The sequence below is a fragment of the Streptomyces sp. NPDC030798 genome, from assembly GCF_055572275.1.
Genome location: NZ_JBVIDR010000018.1, coordinates 134,018 through 154,660 on the forward strand (window position 1 = coordinate 134,018; position 20,643 = coordinate 154,660).

Here is a 20,643-nt window from a genome sequence, read left to right on the forward strand (position 1 = left end):
ATGAACCCGGGAGGCGCTTGCCCGGGAGGGGTTTGCCGCTCTTGCTCCGGCCGGGCGGGGCCACGATGCCGGGCCGATGGCAGCGAAGCGGAAGAGCGGACGCCGGCAACGGGACGACAGGCAGCGAGCAGCCGCCCGGCCGTCCTCCGAGGGCGGCCGCCGGGAAGTGGTCCTCGAGACCCAGGGCGAGTCGGAGTGGCGCGCCCGCCTCCACCGGCTGCGGACCTCGGAGCGGCAGATCGACCGGGCGAACATTCGCCTCGACACCTTCTGCGGGCTCCTGACCCGGCCCACCACGTATCGGCTGAGCGTGTTCGTGCCCGGGCCGGAGGCCGCACAGGCCCCCGGCGCCGCTCCGCCGCGTTCCACCGCGCCGGCCGCCGGACGGCGGCCGGCGGCCGGCGCGATGCGTAGGCCCGGCCGGCTCCCCCTGCCTCAGCCCAGCGGTACCGCCTCCGGCAGACCCACCGGCCAGGTGTGGACCGGTTCGCCGACGTGCATCAGTTCGGCGTAGCGGCGGGTGGTGGCGGCGAGGGCCGCCTCACGGGTGAGGCCCGTTTCGAGGGCACGGTGGAAGGTGGCCGCCTGCCAGGAGGCACCGTTGACGCGGCGGCGGCAGCGCTCCTCGATGACGCCCAGGTAGAGGTCGCGGTCGGCCGGTTCGACGCCCCACGCGTCCAGCCCCGCCGAGGCCAGCGGCAACAGCTCGTCGCGGACCAGGGTGACCGCGTCGACCTCGCCGGTCCCGCCGTACCGCCCCCGCCGCGGCCAGACGAACCGCGCGTCGATGCCGTGCCGGCACGCCGCGTCGAAGTTGGCCTCGGCCGCCTCGAACGGCAGCCGGCTCCAGACCGGGCGCGATTCCTCGGCAAGGGCGCGCACCAGGCCGTAGTAGAAGGCCGCGTTGGCGATCACGTCGGTGATGGTCGGGCCGGCCGGCAGCACCCGGTTCTCCACCCGCAGGTGCGGGACCCCGTCCGCGATGTCGTAGACCGGCCGGTTCCAGCGGTACACCGTCCCGTTGTGCAGGACCAGCTCGGCGAGCCGGGGGATGCCCCCGGCGTCCAGGACCTCCAGCGGCTCCTCCTCGTCGCAGATCGGCAGCAGCGCCGGGAAGTAGCGCAGGTTCTCCTCGAACAGGTCGAACGCGGAGCTGACCCAGCGCTCACCGAACCAGGTGCGCGGCCGTACCCCCTGCGCCTGCAGTTCCGGTGGCCTGGTGTCGGTGGCCTGCAGGAACAGCGGCGGCCGGGACTCGCGCCACAGCTCGTGCCCGAACAGGAACGGTGAGTTGGCCCCGACCGCGATCTGCGCGGCGCAGGCGGCCTGCGCGGCGTTCCACACGTCCGCGAAGCGGGCCGGGGTGACCTGCAGGTGCAGCTGTACGGAGGTGCACGCGGCCTCGGGCACGATCGACTTGGAGGTGCACCTGAGGTGCTCCACCCCGTCGATGTCCAGCAGGAAGTCCTCACCCCGGGCGGTGACGATCTGATCGTTGAGCAGGGTGTAGCGGTCCACCGCCGAGAGGTTGGAGGAGACCAGGTCGTCACGGCCGAGCGTGGGCAGGATGCCGATCATCACGATGCCGGCGTCCACCTCGCCGGCCTTCCGGTCCGCATACGCCAGTGAGGTGCGCAGTTCCTCGGCGAGCCGGTCGAATACCCGGCCGCCCAACCGGTGTGGCGCTATGTTGACTTCCAGGTTGAACATGGCGAGTTCTGTTTGGAAATCGCGGCTCGCGATGCGCTCCAGCACCTGCCCGTTCAGCATTTTCGGCAGCCCGTCGGAACCGGCGAGATTCAATTCGATCTCCAGGCCCATGAGGTTCTTGGCCCGGTCGAACCGCTTCTCGCCCAGCAGCCGCTCGAGTCCCGCCAGGCACTTCTGGAGCTTTTCGCGGTAGCGCTGGCGATCGGACAGGTCGAACTGCCCTGCCACGACCTTCTCCCCCATCGAAGTGTCCCTCCTCGGATGGGCGGGCCGCTGATCCGGCCGCCGGGGTCCCGGGTCAGGTGGGATGATGCCCAGCGGAAGCGATCGATAACGTCCCGCGCGGGCTCGGCGCCCGCTACTCTGTCGTAATATTCCCCGCGGCACATTCACGGGGCATGCGGCAACGTGCATCTCCGGGTGCCCCGATGCCCTCGTGAAAAACGCCGACGACATTCGGCCGACCGCGGTGGCGGCGTATTCCGAGGTCAGCGACGCCGCCCCGGACCCGAAATCGGGATGATACGCACAATTCTTCGGCCGATTTGCGCCTTGCTCGGCGAACTGGAATGCGATAGCCGAAACATGGTCTGAACACGTGTCGTATAAACTCGCGGAGAAGACCCGAGGTTGGCGCCCGGGGTCCCGGTTCCTGTCGTGTTCCTGCCGTCACGGTGACGGACGGCAGGCCTCAGCCGCACCCTCGTTCACCTCCGGGCCCCCATCTCTCAGGCCACCCGTGAGCAGACAGCGCCGTCCGCCCCATCCTCCTCGCGCCGCCGCGCCTGTCGAACGAGAGGCGACCCACCATGCCGCTGCACGTGCCCCCTGCCCCCGCGCCCGCCCTGCGCTCCGTCCTCACGGCCCTCGGTTCCCCCACCGCGGTCCGCGAGGCCCGAACTCCGTCCCTGCGTGCCGCCCAGGGACCCGCCACGGCCGAACTCCCGCTCCCCGTCCATGTGCTGGACCGGATCACCCCGCAGGGCCTGTCCGCGACCCGGCTGGCCGGCTGGCGCTTCCTGATCCGCTGCGGCGACCGCGCGGTGGCCGCGGCCGACACCATGCTGACCCCGGACGGCTGGGCCTTCTCGCACTTCTTCGAGGGCCCCTACATCCCGTCCACGGAGCGGGCGCTGCAGCAGGCCGAGTCGCTGCAGGAGCCGTACCAGCCGCGCCTGCTGTCCGTGCCCGGTCTGTACATGCTCACGCTGTGGCTGCACGGGGACACCGCCGCCGACGCCGCCGAGGGCCATCCGGCCGCGAGCGACCTGCTCGTGCCGCTCGCCCCGGCGCCTCCCGGCATCTCGGCCCACCGGCCGTACCGGGTCGCCGATTTGCTCCCGGTGCTGACCCATCGCGCGACTCCCGTCAAACTCCTCGGCTCCCCGGCCTGATCCGCCTCGACGCACCTCGCGTACCCCGCTTCCCCGACGGGAAGCGGGGTACGACCGCGTTTTCCCACGGAATACCCCGCACCCACTCCCGCTCGTACGAGCAATTTCCCGCTCCTACGAGCCCAAAGGCGAACTCCCCGCCGCGGACTAGCCCTATCCGGCCATGGAGAACCATCCGAAGTGACAGTGCAGTTGGGGTGAACCGTCCGCGCGGGTGACGCGTCATGAACCTGTGAGAAGCGGTGCTGCGAAATCCCTGCGGAACGACGCCCTGAGGGCAACACTGGGTTCCGACCGACTTATCACCACGGGGGACGAACATGACCACAACAGAGCGAGAGATCCCTTCCATGTGCCAGCACCAGCCACCGTGTCCGCCAGCCGAGTCCGCCGACCGGGAGTCCGCCCGTCTCGTGGCGCACCACCCGGAGCAGGGGTGGAGTCTGCTGTGCAACGGCGTCCTGCTCTTCGAGGACACCGGTGAGCTTCTGCCCGACGGCAGCGTCATCGCCCCGCACCGCCCGCTCGGTGCGGACCAGGTGATGACCGCCGCCTGAACCACACGCCGGGCGGTCCGCCGCGCCGCCCGGTGCCCTGAGGGGCCGGCCGCACGCACACGGTGCGCACCGGCCCCGACGCATGTCCAGGGGTGGCTACGATCCGTAGCCGTACGCTACCGCAGCGCCTCCCGCAGCGCGGCGTAGGCCGGCTTGGGGCCGAGCTGCTCGTCCCAGGGCAGGGCCGCGCCCTCGCCCGGGAAGAACGCCGGTATCCAGGAGTACCTGTCGGTGTAGTCCCAGATCGTCACGCCCACGCAGCGGCGCACGGCCAGGCAGGCCTCGGTCAGGTCCCGGTACCAGGTCGCCTGCTCGGCCAGTTTCTCATCGGTCGCGGGCAGTTGCATCCGCACGTCGACCTCGGTGAGGGCGGTGTCGAGGCCCAGCCGGGAGAACCGGCGCAGGTTGTCCTCCAGGCTGCCGGGATAGCCGTACTGCAGGGCCAGATGGGCCTGGAGGCCGATGCCGTCGAGCGGGACGCCCCGCGCCTTGAGGTTCTTCGCCAGTCGGTAGTAGGCGTCGCTCTTCGGACCGACGGCCTCGATGTTGTAGTCGTTGAGGTACAGCCGGGCGTGCGGGTCGGCCTGGTGCGCCCAGCGCAGCGCGTCGGCGATGTAACCGGGGCCGAGCGTCTTGTACCAGATCGTCTCCCGGTAACTGCCGTCCTCGTTGAAGGCCTCGTTGACGACGTCCCAGGAGTAGACCTTGCCCCGGTAGTGCCGCACCTCGGTGAGGATGTGCTTCTTCAGTACGGCCCGCAGCTCGCTCGCGGTCCACTGCCGCGAGGTGAGCCAGTCGGGCAGCTGACTGTGCCAGACCAGGGTGTGGGCGCGGACCCGCTGGTGGTTCTTGCGGGCCAGCCGGACGATCTCGTCGCCGTCGGTCCAGTCGAAGACGCCCTGCTGCGGCTCGGTGGCGTACCACTTCATGCCGTTGCCGGGGGTGATCATGTCGAACTCGCTGCCGAGGATCTTCGTGTAGGCGCTGTCGGTGAGTTCGGGGTTGTCGGTGGCGCTGCCGAAGTAGCGGCCGTGCCGCTCGGCGAGGCCGGCGAGGGTGGGCTGCCGTTCGTGGGCCTGGGCGGCCGGTCCGGTGGCCAGGCCCGCCGCCACGAGGACGGCCGCGAGGGCGCCGGCGAGTCCGAGGCGCGTCTTGGGCATGGTGCGACTCCTGTCTCTCGAAAGGGGTGCGGTGCGGTGTACGGCTCTTCGCTCGGCGGAGCGGGTGCGGCTCAGCCCTTGGTGGCGCCGGCGGTGAGGCCGCCGACCAGCTGGCGCTCGGCGACCGAGTAGAGGAGGAGGGCGGGGACCATCGCGAGCACGAGGTAGGCGAAGACGCGGGCGTACTCCGCCGAGTACTGCCCCTGGAACTGCTGCACGCCGATCGGCAGCGTCCACCATGTGGCGTCGGTGAACACCAGCAGCGGCAGCATGAAGTTGTTCCAGCTCGCGACGACGGCGAGCACGGAGACCGTGCCGAGCGCCGGCCGCGCCATCGGCAGCAGCACCCGCCAGAAGAATCCGAAGGCGCTGCAGCCGTCGAGCGTGGCCGCCTCCTCCAGCTCGCCGGGGATCTGCCGGAAGAAGCCGCGCAGGATGATGATCGTCATCGGCAGCCCGAAGGCGGCCTGCGGGAGGATCACGCCGAGCGGGTTGTCCAGCAGCCCCAGAGAGCGCAGGAGCAGGAACAGCGGCAGGGCCGCCACCGCGAAGGGGAACATCAACCCCATCGTGAAGAAGGTGAACAGCGCCTCCCGCCCCCGGAAGGCGAACCGGGCGAAGGAGAAGGCCGCGAGGGCGGACACGGCGACCACCAGCACGGTCGTCGCCACCGCGATCGCGGTGCTGTTGCCGAGCAGCCGCCAGAAGTCGCCCGAGCCGAGGATGTCGGTGTAGTTGCCGGCTCTCCACCGGTCCGGCAGTCCGAACGGGTTGCGGGAGAGCTCGTCGGTGGACTTGAACCCGGACAGGACGGCGTACAGCAGGGGTACGACCATCACCGCGCCGACCACGAGGAGGACCAGGTGCAGCGGAAGGCTGCGTACGGCCTTGCGGTTCACGTGCCGGCTCCCCTCATGGTCGTGGTGGCCCCTTCGAGGTCGCGGCGGAGCACGAACCGCTGGTAGGCGAGGGCGAAGACGAGGCAGATGGCGAACATGACCACGCTGATCGCGCTGGCGTAGCCGACCTGGTAGCGCTTGAAGCCGTACTGGAACATGGTCACGGCCATCGTCTCGGAGTGGTGGTCGGGGCCGCCCTGGGTGACCACCCAGACCAGGTCGAAGAGTTGGATCGACCCGATCACGGACAGGAAGACGCTGATGCGCAGGGTGGGCGCGAGCAGCGGCAGGGTCACATTGCGGAACCGCTGCCAGGGCCCGGCGCCGTCGATCAGCGCCGCCTCCGTCAACTCGGCCGGGACCGCCTGGAGTCCGGCCAGGTAGAGCATCATGTGGAAGCCGAAGTACTTCCAGGTCATGACCAGGAAGAGCGTCGCCATGACGTAGGAGGGGTCGGCGAACCACTCGCCGCCCACGCCGTCCAGGCCGATGGCGCCCAGCACATGGTCGGCGAGTCCGTCGTCCGGGGCGAAGACCATGCTGAACAGCACGCCGGTGATCGCCTCGGACAGGACGTACGGCGCGAAGAACAGCATCCGGTACACGGCCCGGCCGCGCAGCCGCTGGTTCAGCAGCACCGCCATGGCCAGCGCGAACGGCAGCTGCAGGGCGAGCGACAGCAGCACCAGGACCAGGCAGCGCCACAGGTCGCCCTGGAAGACGGGGTCCTGGAAGAGCCGGGTGAAGTTGTCCGTGCCGATGTAGTCGGAGGGCATGCCGAAGCCGCCCCAGCGGAAGAAGGCGGCGTACAGCGCGAACAGCATCGGCAGCAGCACCAGCCCGGTGAAGAGCACCAGCGCCGGCAGCTGGAATCCGACCGCGGTGAGCCAGTTCAGGGTGCGCCGCCGGGACCGCCCGCGGGCCGCGCCGGCCGCCGGCGGCAGGCGGTCGACGGCGGGGCCGCTCCGCTTGTCCGGAAGGTAGGTCGAGGTCATCGCCGGCTACTGCTCTTCCTTGGCGGTCTTGGTGATCGACTGCGCGACCTGCTCGGGTGACTTGGAGCCGGCGATCAGCGCGGCCACGCTGTCGTTGATCTCCTGGCCGACGGCGGGGGCGTAGGCCTGGTCGAGGTAGAGCTGGAAGCCGGTGGCGGCCTTCAACTGCGCCTGCACGGCCTTGAGGTTGCGGTCGGTCAGGGCGCTCTCGGCAGCGGGGACCACCGGAATCACCCCGGTCCTCTTGACCAGTTCGCGGTCGGTGGTCGCGGAGGCGAAGAACTTCAGGAAGTCGACGGCCGCCTGCGGGGCGCCCTTGCGCAGGGCGTGGCCGCCGCCCCCGCCGAACACCTCGGTGATGCTGCCCTTGCCGCCCTCGACCCCGGGGAACGGGAAGAAGCCGAGGTCGGAGCCGATGCCCTTGCCCGCGTCGGCCTCCACGACCGGCGCCCACTGGCCCATCAGCTCCATCGCCGCCTTGCCGTTGCCGACGGTGGCGGCCTGGCCGGTCGGGGTGGAGTAGGCGGCGCCGAGGAACCCCTTCTGGAAGGGCTGGAGGTCGACCAGCTCCTTGAGGTGCCGCCCGGCCTCGACGAACCCCGCGCCGGTGAAGTCCTTGGCGTCGCTGGCCTTCTGCAGGGCGTCGACCCCGGCGGTGCGCATCGCGAGGTAGGCCCAGTAGTACATGCCGGGCCACTTCTCCTTGCCCGCCAGGGCGAGCGGGGTGACGCCGGCGGACTTCAGCTTCTTCACCGCGTCGAGGAAGCCGCTCCAGGTGGTGGGCGGGGCGGTGATCCCGGCCTTCTTGAAGAGCGACTTGTTGTACCAGAAGCCGATCATGCCGATGTCGAACGGGATGCCGTACGTCTTGCCGTCGAGGAGGTACGCCTGCTTCGCCACCGGCAGCAGGCCGGCCGCAAAGCCCTTCGTCCGGTCGGTGAGGTCCTCCACGAGTCCCGCGTCGACCTGCTGCCTGAGCACGCCGCCGCCCCAGGTGTGGAAGATGTCCGGCAGCTTCCCGGAGGCGGTCAGCGCGGTCATCTTCGACTTGTAGGCGTCGTTCTCCAGCTGGACGATCTTTACCTTGACCTTGGGGTTCTGGGCCTCGAACTTCTTGGCGAGGCCGGCCCAGACGGTCTTGGTCGGCTGCGTGGTCGAGATGTTCCACCACTCGATCGTGGTCGTCCCCGAGGACGACCCCCCGTCAGAGTCGCCGCCGCAGCCGCTGAGTGCGGTCACACCGAGACCGGCGGCGACAGAGGCCGCCAGGAAGCCGCGGCGGGACAGTGCAGGGTCGCCCATCATGCGCTCCTTCGAAACTTTCGGTGGTGCCTGGGAGGTGCCTCGGAGTTGCTTCGGAGAGGGTCCGGTTCGGTCATCTCAACAACCGGCGGATCGAAACATTCGGTCAACTTCCCGAACGTTCCGAACGGCGACTCTAGAAACGCGGGTGAGGGGCGTCAAGGTGTCGTGCATCAGGTGACCGCCTCGTAGTCGAACCAGTCGAACGCCGCGCGCCCCTCGGTGACGTACATGCCGAGCACACGACCTGCGAACCCGCCGGCCACCTGAGTGGAGACGTAACGGCCGTCCAGTTCGGCCAGCCGAACGGGGCCTTCGGAAGTTTCGATCGAGAAGGCGACGGTGTCGGGCCCGTCCAACGGCTCCGCCCGCCCCTTCGCCCGGATCTCGACGGCCAGGGTCAGCGTGCCCGCGGGCACCGGCCGTTCGGCGATCCGCTGCCGCACCGGTCCGATCCGTACGACCACGGCGGCCACTCCCCCGGCCACTTCGAGGTCGTAGTGGCTGGGCCTCGTCCAGGCGGACGGACAGCCCGGCCCGGGCCCCCGGCCCGGGATCCAGGAGCGCGGCGGCGCGGCAGTCGTGGTGCTGCTGCCGGCGGCCGACGAAGGTGTGCCCGGGGCGGTCGAGGCTGTCGCCCGTGGCCACGAGCGTGAGGTGGCCCGGCCGCTCGGCCAGGGACCAGCAGCCGTCGGGCCGGCGCCGCGGGGAGATCCAGTGCGGCGCGAGGGCGGGACCGGCGAAGTCGTCGCGCGGGGACGGGGGTTGACGGGGAGCCCAAGCGGTGGGCGCCGGGTGCCGCTCGCGCACCGGACCCGTCCGGGGCCAGCCGTCGGCCCACTCCACCGGCACCAGGAACGTCTCCCGGCCGAGGACGTGGAACTCCGGGAAGTAGCCGCGCGGCCGGGTGCCGAGCAGCACCATCCACCAGGTGCCGTCGGCCGCCTGGACCAGGTCGCCGTGGCCGGTGCACTGGACGGGCAGGCCGGTGCCGCGGTGGGACAGCACCGGGTTGCCGGGCGCCGGCTCCCAGGGGCCGCGCGGGGAGCGGGCGCGGGCGGCCGAGACGCCGTGGCCGAGTGCGGTGCCGCCCTCGGCGATCAGCAGGTACCACCAGTCGCCGATCCGGTACAGGTGGGGCGCCTCGGGGTCCCTGAGACCGGTGCCGGACCACAGGGGCAGCGGCCCCTCCAGCACCGCGCCGGTCCGCGGGTCGATCCGGGCGACCGTGACCCCCGCCATGGCGCACCAGCACCGGCCGTCCTCGTCCCAGGCGAGGTCGGGATCGATGCCGGGCAGGTCGATCCACACCGGGTCCGACCACGGCCCCTCGGGCTGCTCGGCGGTGACGAGGAAGGTGCCTCCGGCGCCGACACAGGTGGTGATCACATGGAAGAGCCCGTCGTGGTGCCGGATCGTCGGCGCGTAGATCCCGCCGGAGGCCGGCACGTCGTCCGGCAGGGTCAACTGCCCCGGCCGGTCCAGGACGTTGCCGATCTGACGCCAGCGCACCAGGTCCCGGCTGTGGAAGAGCGGCAGCCCCGGGAAGTACTCGAAGCTGGAGCACACGAGGTAGTGGTCGTCGCCCACCCGGCACACGCTCGGGTCGGGATGGAAACCGGGGATGACGGGATTCTGGTACGTCTGCATGCACACCTCACAGGCTGTCGAAACTTTCGGAGCTGGCGCCGAATCTTACTGACGCCTACGGTGACGCTAGGGCGGCCGCGGCGGAAGAGGGCCCCGCCGGCTGGTCGAATGGCCCGAGCGGGAGTGGGATGGGAGGGAGGCCGCTCGCGGCTCCGACCGCAGGAGGACGCTCGCGGGCACCCGTGAGGAACGGTGGAGTCATGTCCGGTTACGACGCCTCGGCGACCGCCCGGGTGGTGGTCGGTGTGAGCGGCTCCCTGGGCAGCGTCACGGCCCTGCGCAGGGCCACCGCGCTCGCCCGGCAGCTGGGAGCCGAGCTATGGCCGGTGCTGGCCTGGGAGCCGCCCGGCGGTGATTCCGCGGCGCGCCGCTCGCCCGCCGCCGGCCTGCTGGTCGAGGAGTGGCAACGGCTGGCCAAGCAGCGGCTGGCCGCCGTGCTCGACGAGATCTTCGGCGACGTGGAGGGCCCGGGCGTCCCGATGCACCCCGTCGTCGTGCGCGGCGCCCCGGGCCCGGTCCTGGTGGCGACCGCCGACCGAGAGAACGACCTCCTGGTCGTGGGCGCCGGCCGCCGAGGCCTCCAGCACCCCTTCTCCGGCCGCGTCCCCCGCCACTGCCTCACCCACGCCACCTGCCCGCTCCTCGCGATACCCCCCTCCCCCCTGGAGTCGGACCTGGTGGCGGTGCACCGACGCAACGCGTGGCATCTGCCGATGGACACGCGGGGGTTGTGAGGGCCGCCGGGGCGTCGCGGATGGCTGCGGGGCGGGGCGTCGGCGTGGCCTGCGGTGCTGCTTCGGGCCCGGTTCAGGTGGGGCGCGCGCTGGCGGGGCCGGCGGTGGTCGGGGCGGGTGTCGGGTGGTGCGTGTCCGGCGGGGGCGATGCGTGTCGGGCGGGGGCGCGTTCCGGGGGCCGTGTCGCTGGACGCGTGTCCCTGGGGCGCGTGTCCCTGGGGGCGCGTGTCCCTGGGGGCACGTGTCCCTGGGGGCACGTGTCCCTGGGGCGCGTGTCCCTGGGGGCGCGTGTCCCTGGGGCGCGTGTCCCTGGGGGCGCGTGTCCCTGGGGGCACGTGTCGAATGGGGCGCGTCGCTGTGGGGATGGTCGATGGGGGCCTGTGGCCGACGACGTGTGTCACTGCCGAGTCGGGCAGGTGGGGAAGCACCGCACCCTGCACCGCCTGGCAGAACGCATCGACCGCGCCACAGCGTCGGACGTGTTCCGGACGTCCGGCCTGGGTTAGCAGCTGCGGGCGGGGAAGCCCCTCTGCCGGTTGGTTCGACCGTCCCGAAGAGCCGGAGAGTCGTTACGGTGATCGCATGACGCCCCACTCCCCCTCGCGCGCCGGCATCGAGTCGCCGCCCAGGACCGAGTTCGCCTTCCCCGGCCCCCTGCGCGACCGGCTGGTCACGGCGATCCTCGAGGGGTCCAAGACCTCCACCACAGGACTCGTCGTCGACTACGAGCACGAGGGCGCGTCCCTGCCGGAAGTCGGGGACCGCTCGGTGGTCATCGACTCGGACGAGCGTCCGGTCGCGGTCATCGAGGTGACCGGTGTGCGCGTGGTCCGACTGGCGGACGTCGATCTCGCCCACGCGGTGGACGAGGGAGAGGGGCACACGAGTGTGGCCGAGTGGCGCGAAGGCCACGAGCGGTTCTGGCACAGCGACGAGATGCGCGCGGCCCTGGACGACCCCGGCTTCACCGTCGACGACACGACGCTCGCGGTCCTGGAGCGCTTCCGCCTCGTCGCAGACCTTCGCCTCACCGCGCGTGCCGAGCACGGGTGACTCAGGAGATTCCTGCCCAGCACCAGGGCCGCTCTCAGGGGCACGTCCCGGTGCGGATTGCCGGCCCCCGGGGCAGCATGGAGGTGTCGTACGAGATGACGCTCGGTGTCCGCGTCCCGGTCCGCCGCCGCCCCTCTCACCGTACGGCCGGACAGCGACCCGCCACCCCCCGGGCCTCCGCTTCTTGATGTGTCGGCCCGTCCTGCCGGGCCATTATTAACGCAAGATTGACGCCCCCAGGCCCAGGATCCATGGGCCCAGGCGTCACTCTCTGCTTACGCTGGTGCCGCCGTCCGCGTGATGGCCGGAACCCGCTGAGCCACACACCAGGAGCAGGCCGATGGCCACGACCGAGCACCCTCCCAGTCGCCTGCGCGCCTGGATGCTGGAGGGTCTGTCCGACATGGGCAAGAACGGCGGCCGCACCGGACCCCACGCGGAGCCGGAGTCCCCGCACCAGGGGCAGCGCTGGTGGCGCGTGATGTGCCTGACCGGCGTCGACTACTTCTCCACCCTCGGCTACCAGCCCGGCATCGCGGCCCTCGCCGCCGGCCTGCTCTCGCCGGTGGCGACCATCGTCCTCGTCATCGTCACCCTCGCCGGCGCCCTCCCGGTCTACCGGCGTGTGGCCGAGGAGAGCCCGCACGGCGAGGGCTCCATCGCCATGCTCGAGCGCCTGCTCTCCTTCTGGCAGGGCAAGCTGTTCGTGCTCACCCTGCTCGGCTTCGCGGCCACCGACTTCCTGATCACCATCACCCTCTCCGCCGCCGACGCCTCCACCCACCTCGTGGAGAACCCGCACCTGACCAGCACCCTGCACGGCCACCAGATGATCATCACGCTGTTCCTGGTGGCGCTGCTCGGCGCGGTGTTCCTCAAGGGGTTCCTCGAGGCCGTCGGCGTCGCCGTCGCCCTGGTCGGCGTCTACCTCGCGCTCAACCTGGTCGTCGTGTTCGTGGGCCTGTGGCACATCCTCACCGCCGAGCACGTGGTCACCGACTGGACCAGCGCCCTGACCGCACAGCACGGCAACGTCTTCGTCATGGTCGGCGTGGCCCTGATCGTCTTCCCGAAGCTCGCCCTCGGCCTGTCCGGCTTCGAGACCGGCGTCGCCGTCATGCCGCACGTGCAGGGCGACGCGGGCGACACGCAGGAGCGGCCGGCCGGCCGGATCCGGGACACCAGGAGGCTGCTGACCACGGCCGCCCTGATCATGAGCGGCTTCCTGATCGCCACCAGCTTCATCACGACGCTGCTGATCCCGGCGGACGAGTTCAAGACCGGCGGAAAGGCCAACGGCCGCGCGCTCGCCTACCTCGCGCACGACTACCTCGGCGGCGCCTTCGGCACGGTCTACGACATCTCGACGATCGCCATCCTGTGGTTCGCCGGCGCCTCCGCCATGGCCGGCCTGCTCAACCTGATGCCGCGCTACCTGCCCCGCTACGGCATGGCCCCGCACTGGGCGCGGGCCGTCCGCCCGATGGTCATCGTTTTCACCCTGATCGCCTTCCTGGTGACCTGGATCTTCGACGCCAACGTGGACAAGCAGGGCGGGGCCTACGCCACCGGTGTGCTGGTGCTGATCAGCTCGGCGGCGATCGCGGTGACCATCGCCGCGCGCAAGGCGGGGCAGCGCGGCTGGACCCTCGCGTTCGCGGCCATCTCCACGGTGTTCCTCTACACGACCGTCGTGAACGTCATCGAGCGCCCCGACGGTGTGAAGATCGGTGCCTGCTTCATCGCGGGCATCATCCTGGTCTCGCTGCTGTCCCGACTGGCCCGCGCCTTCGAGCTGCGCGTGACGAGCCTGACGATGGATCCGATGGCGGAACGATTCGTCAGGGACATGGCCAGCCGCAAGATGCGGTTCATCGCCAACGACCCCGGCCATCGCGACAAGGCCGAGTACCGCGACAAGATCGAGCAGATCCGCGCCGACAACGACATGCCGGAGCAGGACGACTTCGTCTTCGTGGAGGTCACGGTCACCGACCCCTCCGAGTTCGAGGGGCGCCTGACGGTGCGCGGCGAGGTCCTGCACAACCGCTACCGCATCCTGACCGTGGAGTCCTCCTCCATCCCCAACGCCCTTGCCGCGCTGCTCCTGCACGTCCGGGACATGACGGGCTGCACCCCGCACATCTACTTCGAGTGGACCGAGGGCAATCCGTTCACCAACTTCCTGCGCTTCTTCCTCTTCGGGCAGGGCGAGGTCGCCCCGGTGACCCGCGAGGTGCTGCGCGAGGCGGAGCCGGACCGGGTACGGCGCCCGCGCGTGCACACGGGCTGAGCCGCACCGGGTCCGCCGAGGGCCGTACCCCTCGTTCCGGCGGTTCCCGCACCGGGGCCCTATCGTGACCGGCATGCAGTCCTACACCATCGGCCAGGCCGCGCGGTTGCTCGGCGTGAGCCCGGACACCGCCCGCCGCTGGGCCGACGCCGGCCGGGTCGCCACCCATCGCGACGAGGCCGGGCGTCGGCTCATCGACGGCAGGGACCTGGCGGCGTTCTCCGTGGAACTGGCCAGGGCGGGCGGCAGCGAGGAGGAGGCGCCCTCCCACACCTCGGTCCGCAACGCCTTCCCGGGCATCGTCACCGCCATCAAGCTGGGCGACGTGGCCGCCCAGGTGGAGATCCAGGCGGGCCCGCACCGGCTGGTGTCGCTGCTGACCCGGGAGGCCGTGGAGGAACTGGGCCTGGAGGTCGGCATGGAGGCCACCGCGCGCGTGAAGTCCACGAACGTGCACATCGACCGCCACTGACGCCCCACCCTCTGGCCGTACGAACGCACATGCCAGCCTCAGATCACCACTGCGCTGCTCATGCGATGCCACAGCAGACATATGCCTGGCAGATGCGGCAGTATCATCACCGCACGGCCGGCGTTCCGCCGTGGCAGGGCGCGACTGTTCCATGATCTGAGGAGTAGATCCGTGATGACCCGTTCCGTGCGCAGAACCCGCCGGACACTGCAGCTGGCCGGCGCGGGGGCCGCTGCCCTGATGACACTCGGCGCCTGCTCCTCCTCGTCCGACGCGTCGACCACCACCTCGGACAAGTCGTCCTCCTCCAAGCTCTCCGGCACGGTCACCGTGTTCGCGGCCGCCTCGCTGAAGGAGAGCTTCACGACGCTCGGCCGGCGGTTCGAGAAGCAGCACCCGGGCACCAAGGTCACCTTCAGCTTCGCCGGCAGCGACGCCCTGGCCGCCGGCATCACCGGCGGCGCCCCGGCGGACGTCTTCGCCGCCGCGAGCCCGAAGACCATGGCGATGGTGACGGACAAGAAGGATGCGGTCGGCACCCCGGCCACCTTCGTCCGCAACCAGCTGGAGATCGCCACCCTGCCGGGCAACCCCGACAAGGTCTCCTCCCTGAAGGACCTCACCAGGTCCGGCCCGAAGGTCGTACTGTGCGACAAGACCGTGCCGTGCGGCGCGGCTGCGCAGAAGGCGCTGGACGCCGCCGGCCTGAAGCTGACCCCGGTCTCCTACGAGCAGGACGTCAAGGCCGCCCTGACCAAGGTGGAGCTGAAGGAGGCCGACGCCGCGGTGGTCTACAAGACCGACGTGAAGGCCGCCGGTGGCAAGGTGGAGGGCGTGGAGTTCCCCGAGTCGGCCGAGGCGATCAACGACTACCCGATCGCCCTGCTGAAGAACGGACCGAACGCCGCGGCGGCCAAGGCGTTCATCGCGCTGGTGCGGTCCGCCGAGGGCCAGAAGGTCCTCGGCGAGGCGGGCTTCCTCAAGCCGTGACCTCACTCGGCAGGCCAGGCTCCGCGGCCGGCCCCCGCACGGGCGGTCCGCGGCGCCGCCGTGCCCGCACCCGGGCGCCGCTGCCGCTGCTGCTGCCCGGAGTGCTCGCCCTGGCCTTCCTGCTGCTGCCCCTGGTCGCCCTGCTCGTCCGGGCCCCCTGGCGCAGCCTGCCGCAGCAGCTGACCAGCACGGAGGTGTGGCAGGCGCTCCAGCTGTCGCTGATCAGCGCGACGACGGCCACCGCCGTGAGTCTCGTTCTCGGGGTGCCGCTGGCCTGGCTGCTGGCCCGTACGGACTTCCCCGGACGTGGCCTCGTACGCGCCCTGGTCACGCTGCCGCTGGTGCTGCCGCCGGTGGTCGGCGGCGTGGCCCTGCTGCTCGCCCTGGGCCGCAACGGGGTCGTCGGACAGTGGCTCGACTCCTGGTTCGGCCTCACCCTGCCGTTCACCACCGCCGGGGTGGTGATCGCGGAGGCGTTCGTCGCCATGCCGTTCCTGGTCATCAGCGTCGAGGGCACCCTGCGGGCCGCCGACCCGCGCTTCGAGGAGGCGGCCACCACGCTCGGCGCCTCCCGCTTCACCGCGTTCCGCCGGGTCACCCTGCCGCTCATCGCCCCGGGGATCGCCGCGGGCGCCGTGCTGGCGTGGGCCCGCGCGCTCGGCGAGTTCGGCGCGACGATCACCTTCGCCGGCAACTTCCCCGGCCGCACGCAGACGATGCCCCTCGCGGTCTACCTCGCCCTGCAGAACGACCCGGAAGCGGCCATCGCCCTCAGCCTGGTCCTCCTGACGGTCTCGATCACCGTCCTCGCGGGCCTGCGGGACCGCTGGATGACGCCCTCATGACGCACACAGAGCCCACCGAGCCACGGCAGGCAGCAACCGCCGAGGCCGCCCCCACGCAGTCGGCCCCCATCCCGCGCGCCGAAGGCCTCGACGCGCACCTCGTCGTGGACCTCTCCGGCTTCCGCCTCGACATCGCGCTCGCCGCCGCACCCGGCGACGTCGTCGCCGTGCTCGGGCCCAACGGGGCCGGCAAGACGACGGCCCTGCGTGCGCTCGCCGGGCTCGTCCCGCTGACGGACGGTCATCTGCGGCTGGACGGCGCCGCCCTGGAGTGGACTCCGCCGGAGGCCCGCCCCGTCGGCGTCGTCTTCCAGGACTATCTGCTCTTCCCCCACCTGTCCGCCCTGGACAACGTGGCCTTCGGCCCCCGCTGCCAGGGCGCCACCAAGGCGGAGGCGCGGGCACAGGCCGCCGCCTGGCTCGAGCGGATGGGTCTCGCCGACCACGCCGGCGCCAAGCCCCGCCGCCTCTCCGGCGGCCAGGCCCAGCGTGTCGCCCTCGCCCGCGCCCTGGCCACCCGGCCCCGCCTGCTGCTCCTGGACGAGCCGCTCGCCGCCCTGGACGCCCGTACCCGCCTGGAGGTCCGCGCCCAGCTCCGGCGCCACCTGGCCGAGTTCGAGGCGGTCGCCGTCCTGGTCACCCACGACCCGCTGGACGCCATGGTGCTCGCGGACCGGCTGGTGGTCGTCGAGCACGGCCGGGTCGTGCAGGAGGGCTCCCCGTCCGACATCGCCCGCCATCCGCGCACGGACTACATCGCCCAGCTCGTCGGCCTCAATCTCTACCGCGGCCGGGCGGACGGCCACACGGTGCGGCTGGACGCCGGAGCGTCCGTCGTCACCGCGGAGGTCCTGTCCGGACCGGCGTTCGTCGCTTTCCCGCCGGGCGCCGTCACGCTGTTCCGGGACCGCCCCGCGGGCGCCAGCGCACGCAACCTGTGGCGCTGCGAGGTCGTCGGCCTGGAGACCCACGGCGACCAGATCCGCGCCGACCTCACCGGCGAACTCGCGCTCGCCGCCGACCTCACCACGGTCGCCGCCGCCGAACTCGATCTGCACCCGGGTGCACCGGTCTGGGCGACGGTCAAGGCGACGCAGACCCACGCATACCCCGCCTGAACGGCCACCCGCTCTACGGTGGGTGCCCATGACACTGAGCATCCGCAACCAGCTCCCCGGCACCGTCACCGAGGTCCGCCCCGGCCAGGTCATGGCCACGGTGAAGGTCCGTCTGGACGGCGGGCAGAACCTCACGGCCGCCATCACCCGGGAGGCCGTCGAGCAGCTCGGCCTCGCCCCGGGCAGCACCGTCCGCGCCCTGGTGAAGTCGACGGAGGTCGCCCTCGCCACCAGCCGGGTCGAAGGCCTGTCGATCCGCAACCAGCTCCCCGGCACGCTCACCCACCTCAGCCTCGGGGAGGTCATGGCCCTGGCCAAGGTGACCGTGGAGGGCGGCGAACTCACCGCCGCGATCACCAGGGACGCGGCCGGCGACCTCGGCCTCTTCGTGGGCTCCGACGTCGTTGTCCTGATCAAGTCGACCGAGGTGTCACTGGCCACGGCGTAGCGCCGGCGAGGGCATGAAGCCGGTCCCGGCGGGGAACCGGCGACAGCCCGGCACGGCCGAGGCCCCCTGGCCGCAGGAGCGGGCAGGGGGCCTCGGACGCGGGCTCGCTCAGTCCTCGTACGCGTCCAGCGGCGGGCAGGAGCACACCAGGTTGCGGTCGCCGAAGGCCTGGTCGATACGGCGCACCGGCGGCCAGTACTTGTCGGCCACCGACACACCGGCCGGGAACACCGCCTCCTCGCGGCTGTAGGAGTGCGCCCACTCCCCGCCGAGCGCCCGCGCGGTGTGCGGGGCGCCCCGCAGCGGGTTGTCGTCCGCGGGCCACTCACCGGAGCCGACCTTCTCGATCTCCGCCCGGATGGCGATCATCGCGTCGCAGAACCGGTCCAGCTCGGCGAGGTCCTCGGACTCGGTCGGCTCGATCATCAGCGTGCCGGCCACCGGGAACGACATGGTGGGCGCGTGGAAGCCGTAGTCGATGAGCCGCTTGGCCACGTCGTCCACGCTCACTCCCGTCGCCTTGGTCAGCGGGCGCAGGTCGATGATGCACTCGTGCGCCACCAGGTTGCCGGGACCGGTGTAGAGCACCGGGTAGTGCGGCTCGAGGCGCTTGGCGATGTAGTTCGCGGAGAGCACGGCCACCTGGGTGGCCCGCTTGAGGCCCTCGCCGCCCATCAGGCGGACGTACGCCCACGAGATCGGCAGGATGCCCGCCGAGCCCCACGGAGCCGCCGAGATCGGCCCGACGCCCGTCTCGGGGCCGGCCGCCGGCTGCATCGGGTGGTTCGGCAGGTACGGCGCCAGGTGCGACCGTACGGCGACCGGGCCGACACCGGGGCCACCGCCGCCGTGCGGGATGCAGAAGGTCTTGTGCAGGTTCAGGTGGGAGACGTCGCCGCCGAAGTGGCCCGGCTTCGCGAGGCCGACCAGGGCGTTGAGGTTGGCCCCGTCGACGTAGACCTGACCGCCGGCCTCGTGCACCTGGGCGCAGATGTCGGCGACGTGCTCCTCGAAGACGCCGTGCGTCGACGGGTAGGTGATCATCAGCACCGCCAGCTCGTCGCGGTACTGCTCGATCTTCGCCCGCAGGTCCTCGACGTCGATCTCGCCGTCCCCGGCGGTCTTGACGACGACGACCTTCATGCCGGCCATCACGGCGCTGGCGGCGTTGGTGCCGTGCGCGGAGGACGGGATGAGGCAGACGGTGCGCTGCGCGTCGCCGTTGGCCCGGTGGTAGCCGCGTACGGCCAGCAGACCGGCCAGCTCGCCCTGCGAACCGGCGTTCGGCTGGAGCGAGACCTTGTCGTAGCCGGTGACCTCGGCGAGACGTTCCTCCAGCTCGGTGATGAGCGTGAGGTAGCCCTGCGCCTGCTCGGCGGGCGCGAAGGGGTGCAGCTGGCCGAACTCGGGCCAGGTGACCGGCTCCATCTCCGTGGTCGCGTTGAGCTTCATGGTGCAGGAGCCCAGGGGGATCATGCCGCGGTCGAGCGCGTAGTCGCGGTCCGCCAGCCTGCGCAGGTAGCGCAGCATCGCGGTCTCGGAGCGGTGCTCGTGGAAGACCGGGTGGGTGAGGTAGTCGTCGGTGCGCAGCAGCGCCCCGGGGAGGCTGTCCTCGGCGGCAGCGTCCAGCGCCTCGATGTCGCCCTCGACGCCGAAGGCGGCGAAGACGGCGGCGACGTGGGCCCGGTTGGTGGTCTCGTCGCAGGCGAGCGAGACGTGGTCGGTGTCGACGAGGCGCAGGTTGACGCCGTTGTCACGGGCGGCGGCGACGACCTCGGCGGCCCTGCCGGGCACCCGCGCGGTGAGGGTGTCGAAGTAGGCGCCGTGGACGATCTCCACCCCGCCGGTCTTCAGGCCCTCGGCGAGGACGGTGGCGTACCGGTGGGTGCGCCGGGCGATGGTCCGCAGCCCCTCGGGCCCGTGGTAGACGGCGTACATGCCGGCCATCACGGCGAGCAGCACCTGCGCGGTGCAGATGTTGCTGGTGGCCTTCTCGCGGCGGATGTGCTGCTCACGGGTCTGCAGCGCGAGCCGGTAGGCCTTGTGCCCGTCGGCGTCGACGGAGACACCGACGAGGCGGCCGGGCAGGCTGCGGGCGAACTTCTCGTGCACGGCCATGTAGCCCGCGTGCGGCCCGCCGAAGCCCATCGGCACGCCGAAGCGCTGGGTGGTGCCGACGGCGATGTCCGCGCCCAGCTCGCCCGGCGAGGTGAGCAGGGTGAGCGCGAGCAGGTCGGCGGCCACGGTGACGAGGGCGCCCAGCTCGTGCGCCTGGTCGATGACCGGCTTGATGTCGCGTACGGCACCGGAGGCACCCGGGTACTGCAGCAGCACGCCGTTGATCTCGCGCCCGGCGACCTCGGCCGGGATGCCCTCGCTGAGGTCGGCGACGACGACCTCCACGCCGGTCGGCTCGGCGCGGGTCTCGATGACGGCGATGGTCTGCGGCAGGACGTCCGCGTCGACCAGGAACAGGCCCTTCTTGTTCTTGCCCATGCGCCGGGAGAGCGCCATCGCCTCGGCGGCGGCGGTGCCCTCGTCGAGCAGGGAGGCGCCGGAGGTGGGCAGGCCGGTGAGCTCGGCGACCATCGTCTGGAAGTTCAGCAGGGCCTCGAGCCGCCCCTGGGAGATCTCCGGCTGGTACGGCGTGTAGGCCGTGTACCAGGCCGGGTTCTCCATGACGTTGCGCAGGACGACGGGCGGCGTGAACGTCCCGTAGTAGCCCAGGCCGATCATGGAGCCGAGGACCTCGTTGCGGTCGGCGAGCGAGCGCAGCTCGGCGAGCACCTCGGCCTCGGTGCGGGCGCCCGGCAGGTCGAGGGCGTCGGCGTTCTTGATCACGTCCGGCACGGCGGCGGCGGTCAGCTCGTCGAGGGAGCCGTAGCCGATGTGCGCGAGCATCTTCGCCCGCGCCTCCTGGTCCGGTCCGATGTGGCGCTGCTCGAAGGGGATGCCCGCTTCGAGCTCGGAGAGCGGAATGCGATGGGCGGTCATTTGCGGAGGCCTCCTGGTCTGACGCGACC

General features: G+C 71.5%; 17 protein-coding genes and 1 pseudogene. 11 read left to right on the forward strand and 7 right to left on the reverse strand.

Going from position 1 to position 20,643, the window contains the following annotated elements:
* Positions 1 to 76: 76 nt before the first annotated feature.
* Positions 77 to 514 carry a hypothetical protein gene (locus ACZ404_RS32830; RefSeq protein WP_468446313.1) on the forward strand — a complete coding sequence of 146 codons (438 nt, stop codon included), beginning with the start codon at positions 77 to 79 and terminating at the stop codon, positions 512 to 514.
* Here ACZ404_RS32830 and ACZ404_RS32835 read toward each other — a convergent pair.
* Positions 436 to 1,953, reverse strand: coding sequence for a glutamate-cysteine ligase family protein (locus ACZ404_RS32835; protein ID WP_468446315.1), 1,518 nt, complete (start codon positions 1,951 to 1,953; stop codon positions 436 to 438). The two genes, ACZ404_RS32830 and ACZ404_RS32835, sit on opposite strands and share 79 nt — an antisense overlap.
* 566 nt (positions 1,954 to 2,519) lie before the next feature.
* On the opposite strand from ACZ404_RS32835, the gene ACZ404_RS32840 reads away from it, so the two are divergent.
* Entirely contained in the window at positions 2,520 to 3,104 is a 585-nt protein-coding gene (locus ACZ404_RS32840) for a hypothetical protein (protein ID WP_468446317.1), read from the forward strand.
* 350 nt (positions 3,105 to 3,454) lie between these two features.
* Positions 3,455 to 3,661, forward strand: coding sequence for a DUF5999 family protein (locus ACZ404_RS32845; RefSeq protein ID WP_468446369.1), 207 nt, complete (start codon positions 3,455 to 3,457; stop codon positions 3,659 to 3,661).
* A 116-nt stretch (positions 3,662 to 3,777) separates the two neighbouring features.
* Here ACZ404_RS32845 and ACZ404_RS32850 read toward each other — a convergent pair whose 3' ends face one another.
* The 5 genes and pseudogenes from ACZ404_RS32850 to ACZ404_RS32870 form a co-directional block, all read right to left on the reverse strand.
* Positions 3,778 to 4,821, reverse strand: a complete 1,044-nt coding sequence (locus tag ACZ404_RS32850) for an endo-1,4-beta-xylanase (RefSeq protein WP_468446319.1) — start codon at positions 4,819 to 4,821, stop codon at positions 3,778 to 3,780.
* 71 nt (positions 4,822 to 4,892) lie between these two features.
* Positions 4,893 to 5,657 (reverse strand): carbohydrate ABC transporter permease, encoded by a 765-nt coding sequence (locus ACZ404_RS32855; RefSeq protein WP_468446371.1) that lies wholly within the window; start codon positions 5,655 to 5,657, stop codon positions 4,893 to 4,895.
* A gap of 59 nt (positions 5,658 to 5,716) precedes the next feature.
* Positions 5,717 to 6,715, reverse strand: coding sequence for a carbohydrate ABC transporter permease (locus ACZ404_RS32860; RefSeq protein WP_468446321.1), 999 nt, complete (start codon positions 6,713 to 6,715; stop codon positions 5,717 to 5,719).
* Between the two features lie 6 nt (positions 6,716 to 6,721).
* Positions 6,722 to 8,017: an extracellular solute-binding protein gene (locus ACZ404_RS32865; RefSeq protein ID WP_468446323.1), complete on the reverse strand. Its 1,296-nt coding sequence runs from the start codon at positions 8,015 to 8,017 to the stop codon at positions 6,722 to 6,724.
* A 173-nt stretch (positions 8,018 to 8,190) separates the two neighbouring features.
* Positions 8,191 to 9,667 (reverse strand): annotated as a pseudogene (locus tag ACZ404_RS32870) (glycoside hydrolase family 43 protein).
* Between the two features lie 200 nt (positions 9,668 to 9,867).
* Here ACZ404_RS32870 and ACZ404_RS32875 point away from each other — a divergent pair.
* The 8 genes from ACZ404_RS32875 (at position 9,868) to ACZ404_RS32910 (ending at position 17,620) form a co-directional block, all read left to right on the forward strand.
* On the forward strand, positions 9,868 to 10,401 hold the full coding sequence (locus tag ACZ404_RS32875) for a universal stress protein (protein ID WP_468446325.1): 534 nt from the start codon (positions 9,868 to 9,870) through the stop codon (positions 10,399 to 10,401).
* Positions 10,402 to 10,983: 582 nt separating this feature from the next.
* Entirely contained in the window at positions 10,984 to 11,454 is a 471-nt protein-coding gene (locus ACZ404_RS32880) for an ASCH domain-containing protein (protein WP_468446327.1), read from the forward strand.
* 340 nt (positions 11,455 to 11,794) lie between these two features.
* Positions 11,795 to 13,747 carry an APC family permease gene (locus ACZ404_RS32885; RefSeq protein ID WP_468446329.1) on the forward strand — a complete coding sequence of 651 codons (1,953 nt, stop codon included), beginning with the start codon at positions 11,795 to 11,797 and terminating at the stop codon, positions 13,745 to 13,747.
* 73 nt (positions 13,748 to 13,820) lie between these two features.
* On the forward strand, positions 13,821 to 14,219 hold the full coding sequence (locus tag ACZ404_RS32890; protein WP_468446331.1) for a TOBE domain-containing protein: 399 nt from the start codon (positions 13,821 to 13,823) through the stop codon (positions 14,217 to 14,219).
* A 174-nt stretch (positions 14,220 to 14,393) separates the two neighbouring features.
* On the forward strand, positions 14,394 to 15,209 hold the full coding sequence (gene modA, locus ACZ404_RS32895) for a molybdate ABC transporter substrate-binding protein (RefSeq protein WP_468446333.1): 816 nt from the start codon (positions 14,394 to 14,396) through the stop codon (positions 15,207 to 15,209).
* The gene (gene modB / locus ACZ404_RS32900; protein ID WP_468446335.1) at positions 15,206 to 16,054 is read left to right on the forward strand and encodes a molybdate ABC transporter permease subunit; all 849 of its coding nucleotides are present in this window, start codon (positions 15,206 to 15,208) and stop codon (positions 16,052 to 16,054) included. The genes modA and modB overlap by 4 nt, the downstream gene beginning before the upstream one ends.
* On the forward strand, positions 16,051 to 17,172 hold the full coding sequence (locus tag ACZ404_RS32905) for an ABC transporter ATP-binding protein (RefSeq protein ID WP_468446337.1): 1,122 nt from the start codon (positions 16,051 to 16,053) through the stop codon (positions 17,170 to 17,172). Before modB ends, ACZ404_RS32905 begins: the two co-directional genes overlap by 4 nt.
* A 28-nt stretch (positions 17,173 to 17,200) precedes the next feature.
* Entirely contained in the window at positions 17,201 to 17,620 is a 420-nt protein-coding gene (locus ACZ404_RS32910) for a TOBE domain-containing protein (RefSeq protein ID WP_468446339.1), read from the forward strand.
* A gap of 108 nt (positions 17,621 to 17,728) precedes the next feature.
* On the opposite strand, the gene gcvP is transcribed toward ACZ404_RS32910, so the two are convergent.
* Complete coding sequence (gene gcvP, locus ACZ404_RS32915; protein WP_468446341.1) at positions 17,729 to 20,614, reverse strand: aminomethyl-transferring glycine dehydrogenase; 2,886 nt, start codon at positions 20,612 to 20,614, stop codon at positions 17,729 to 17,731.
* Positions 20,615 to 20,643: the final 29 nt, after the last annotated feature.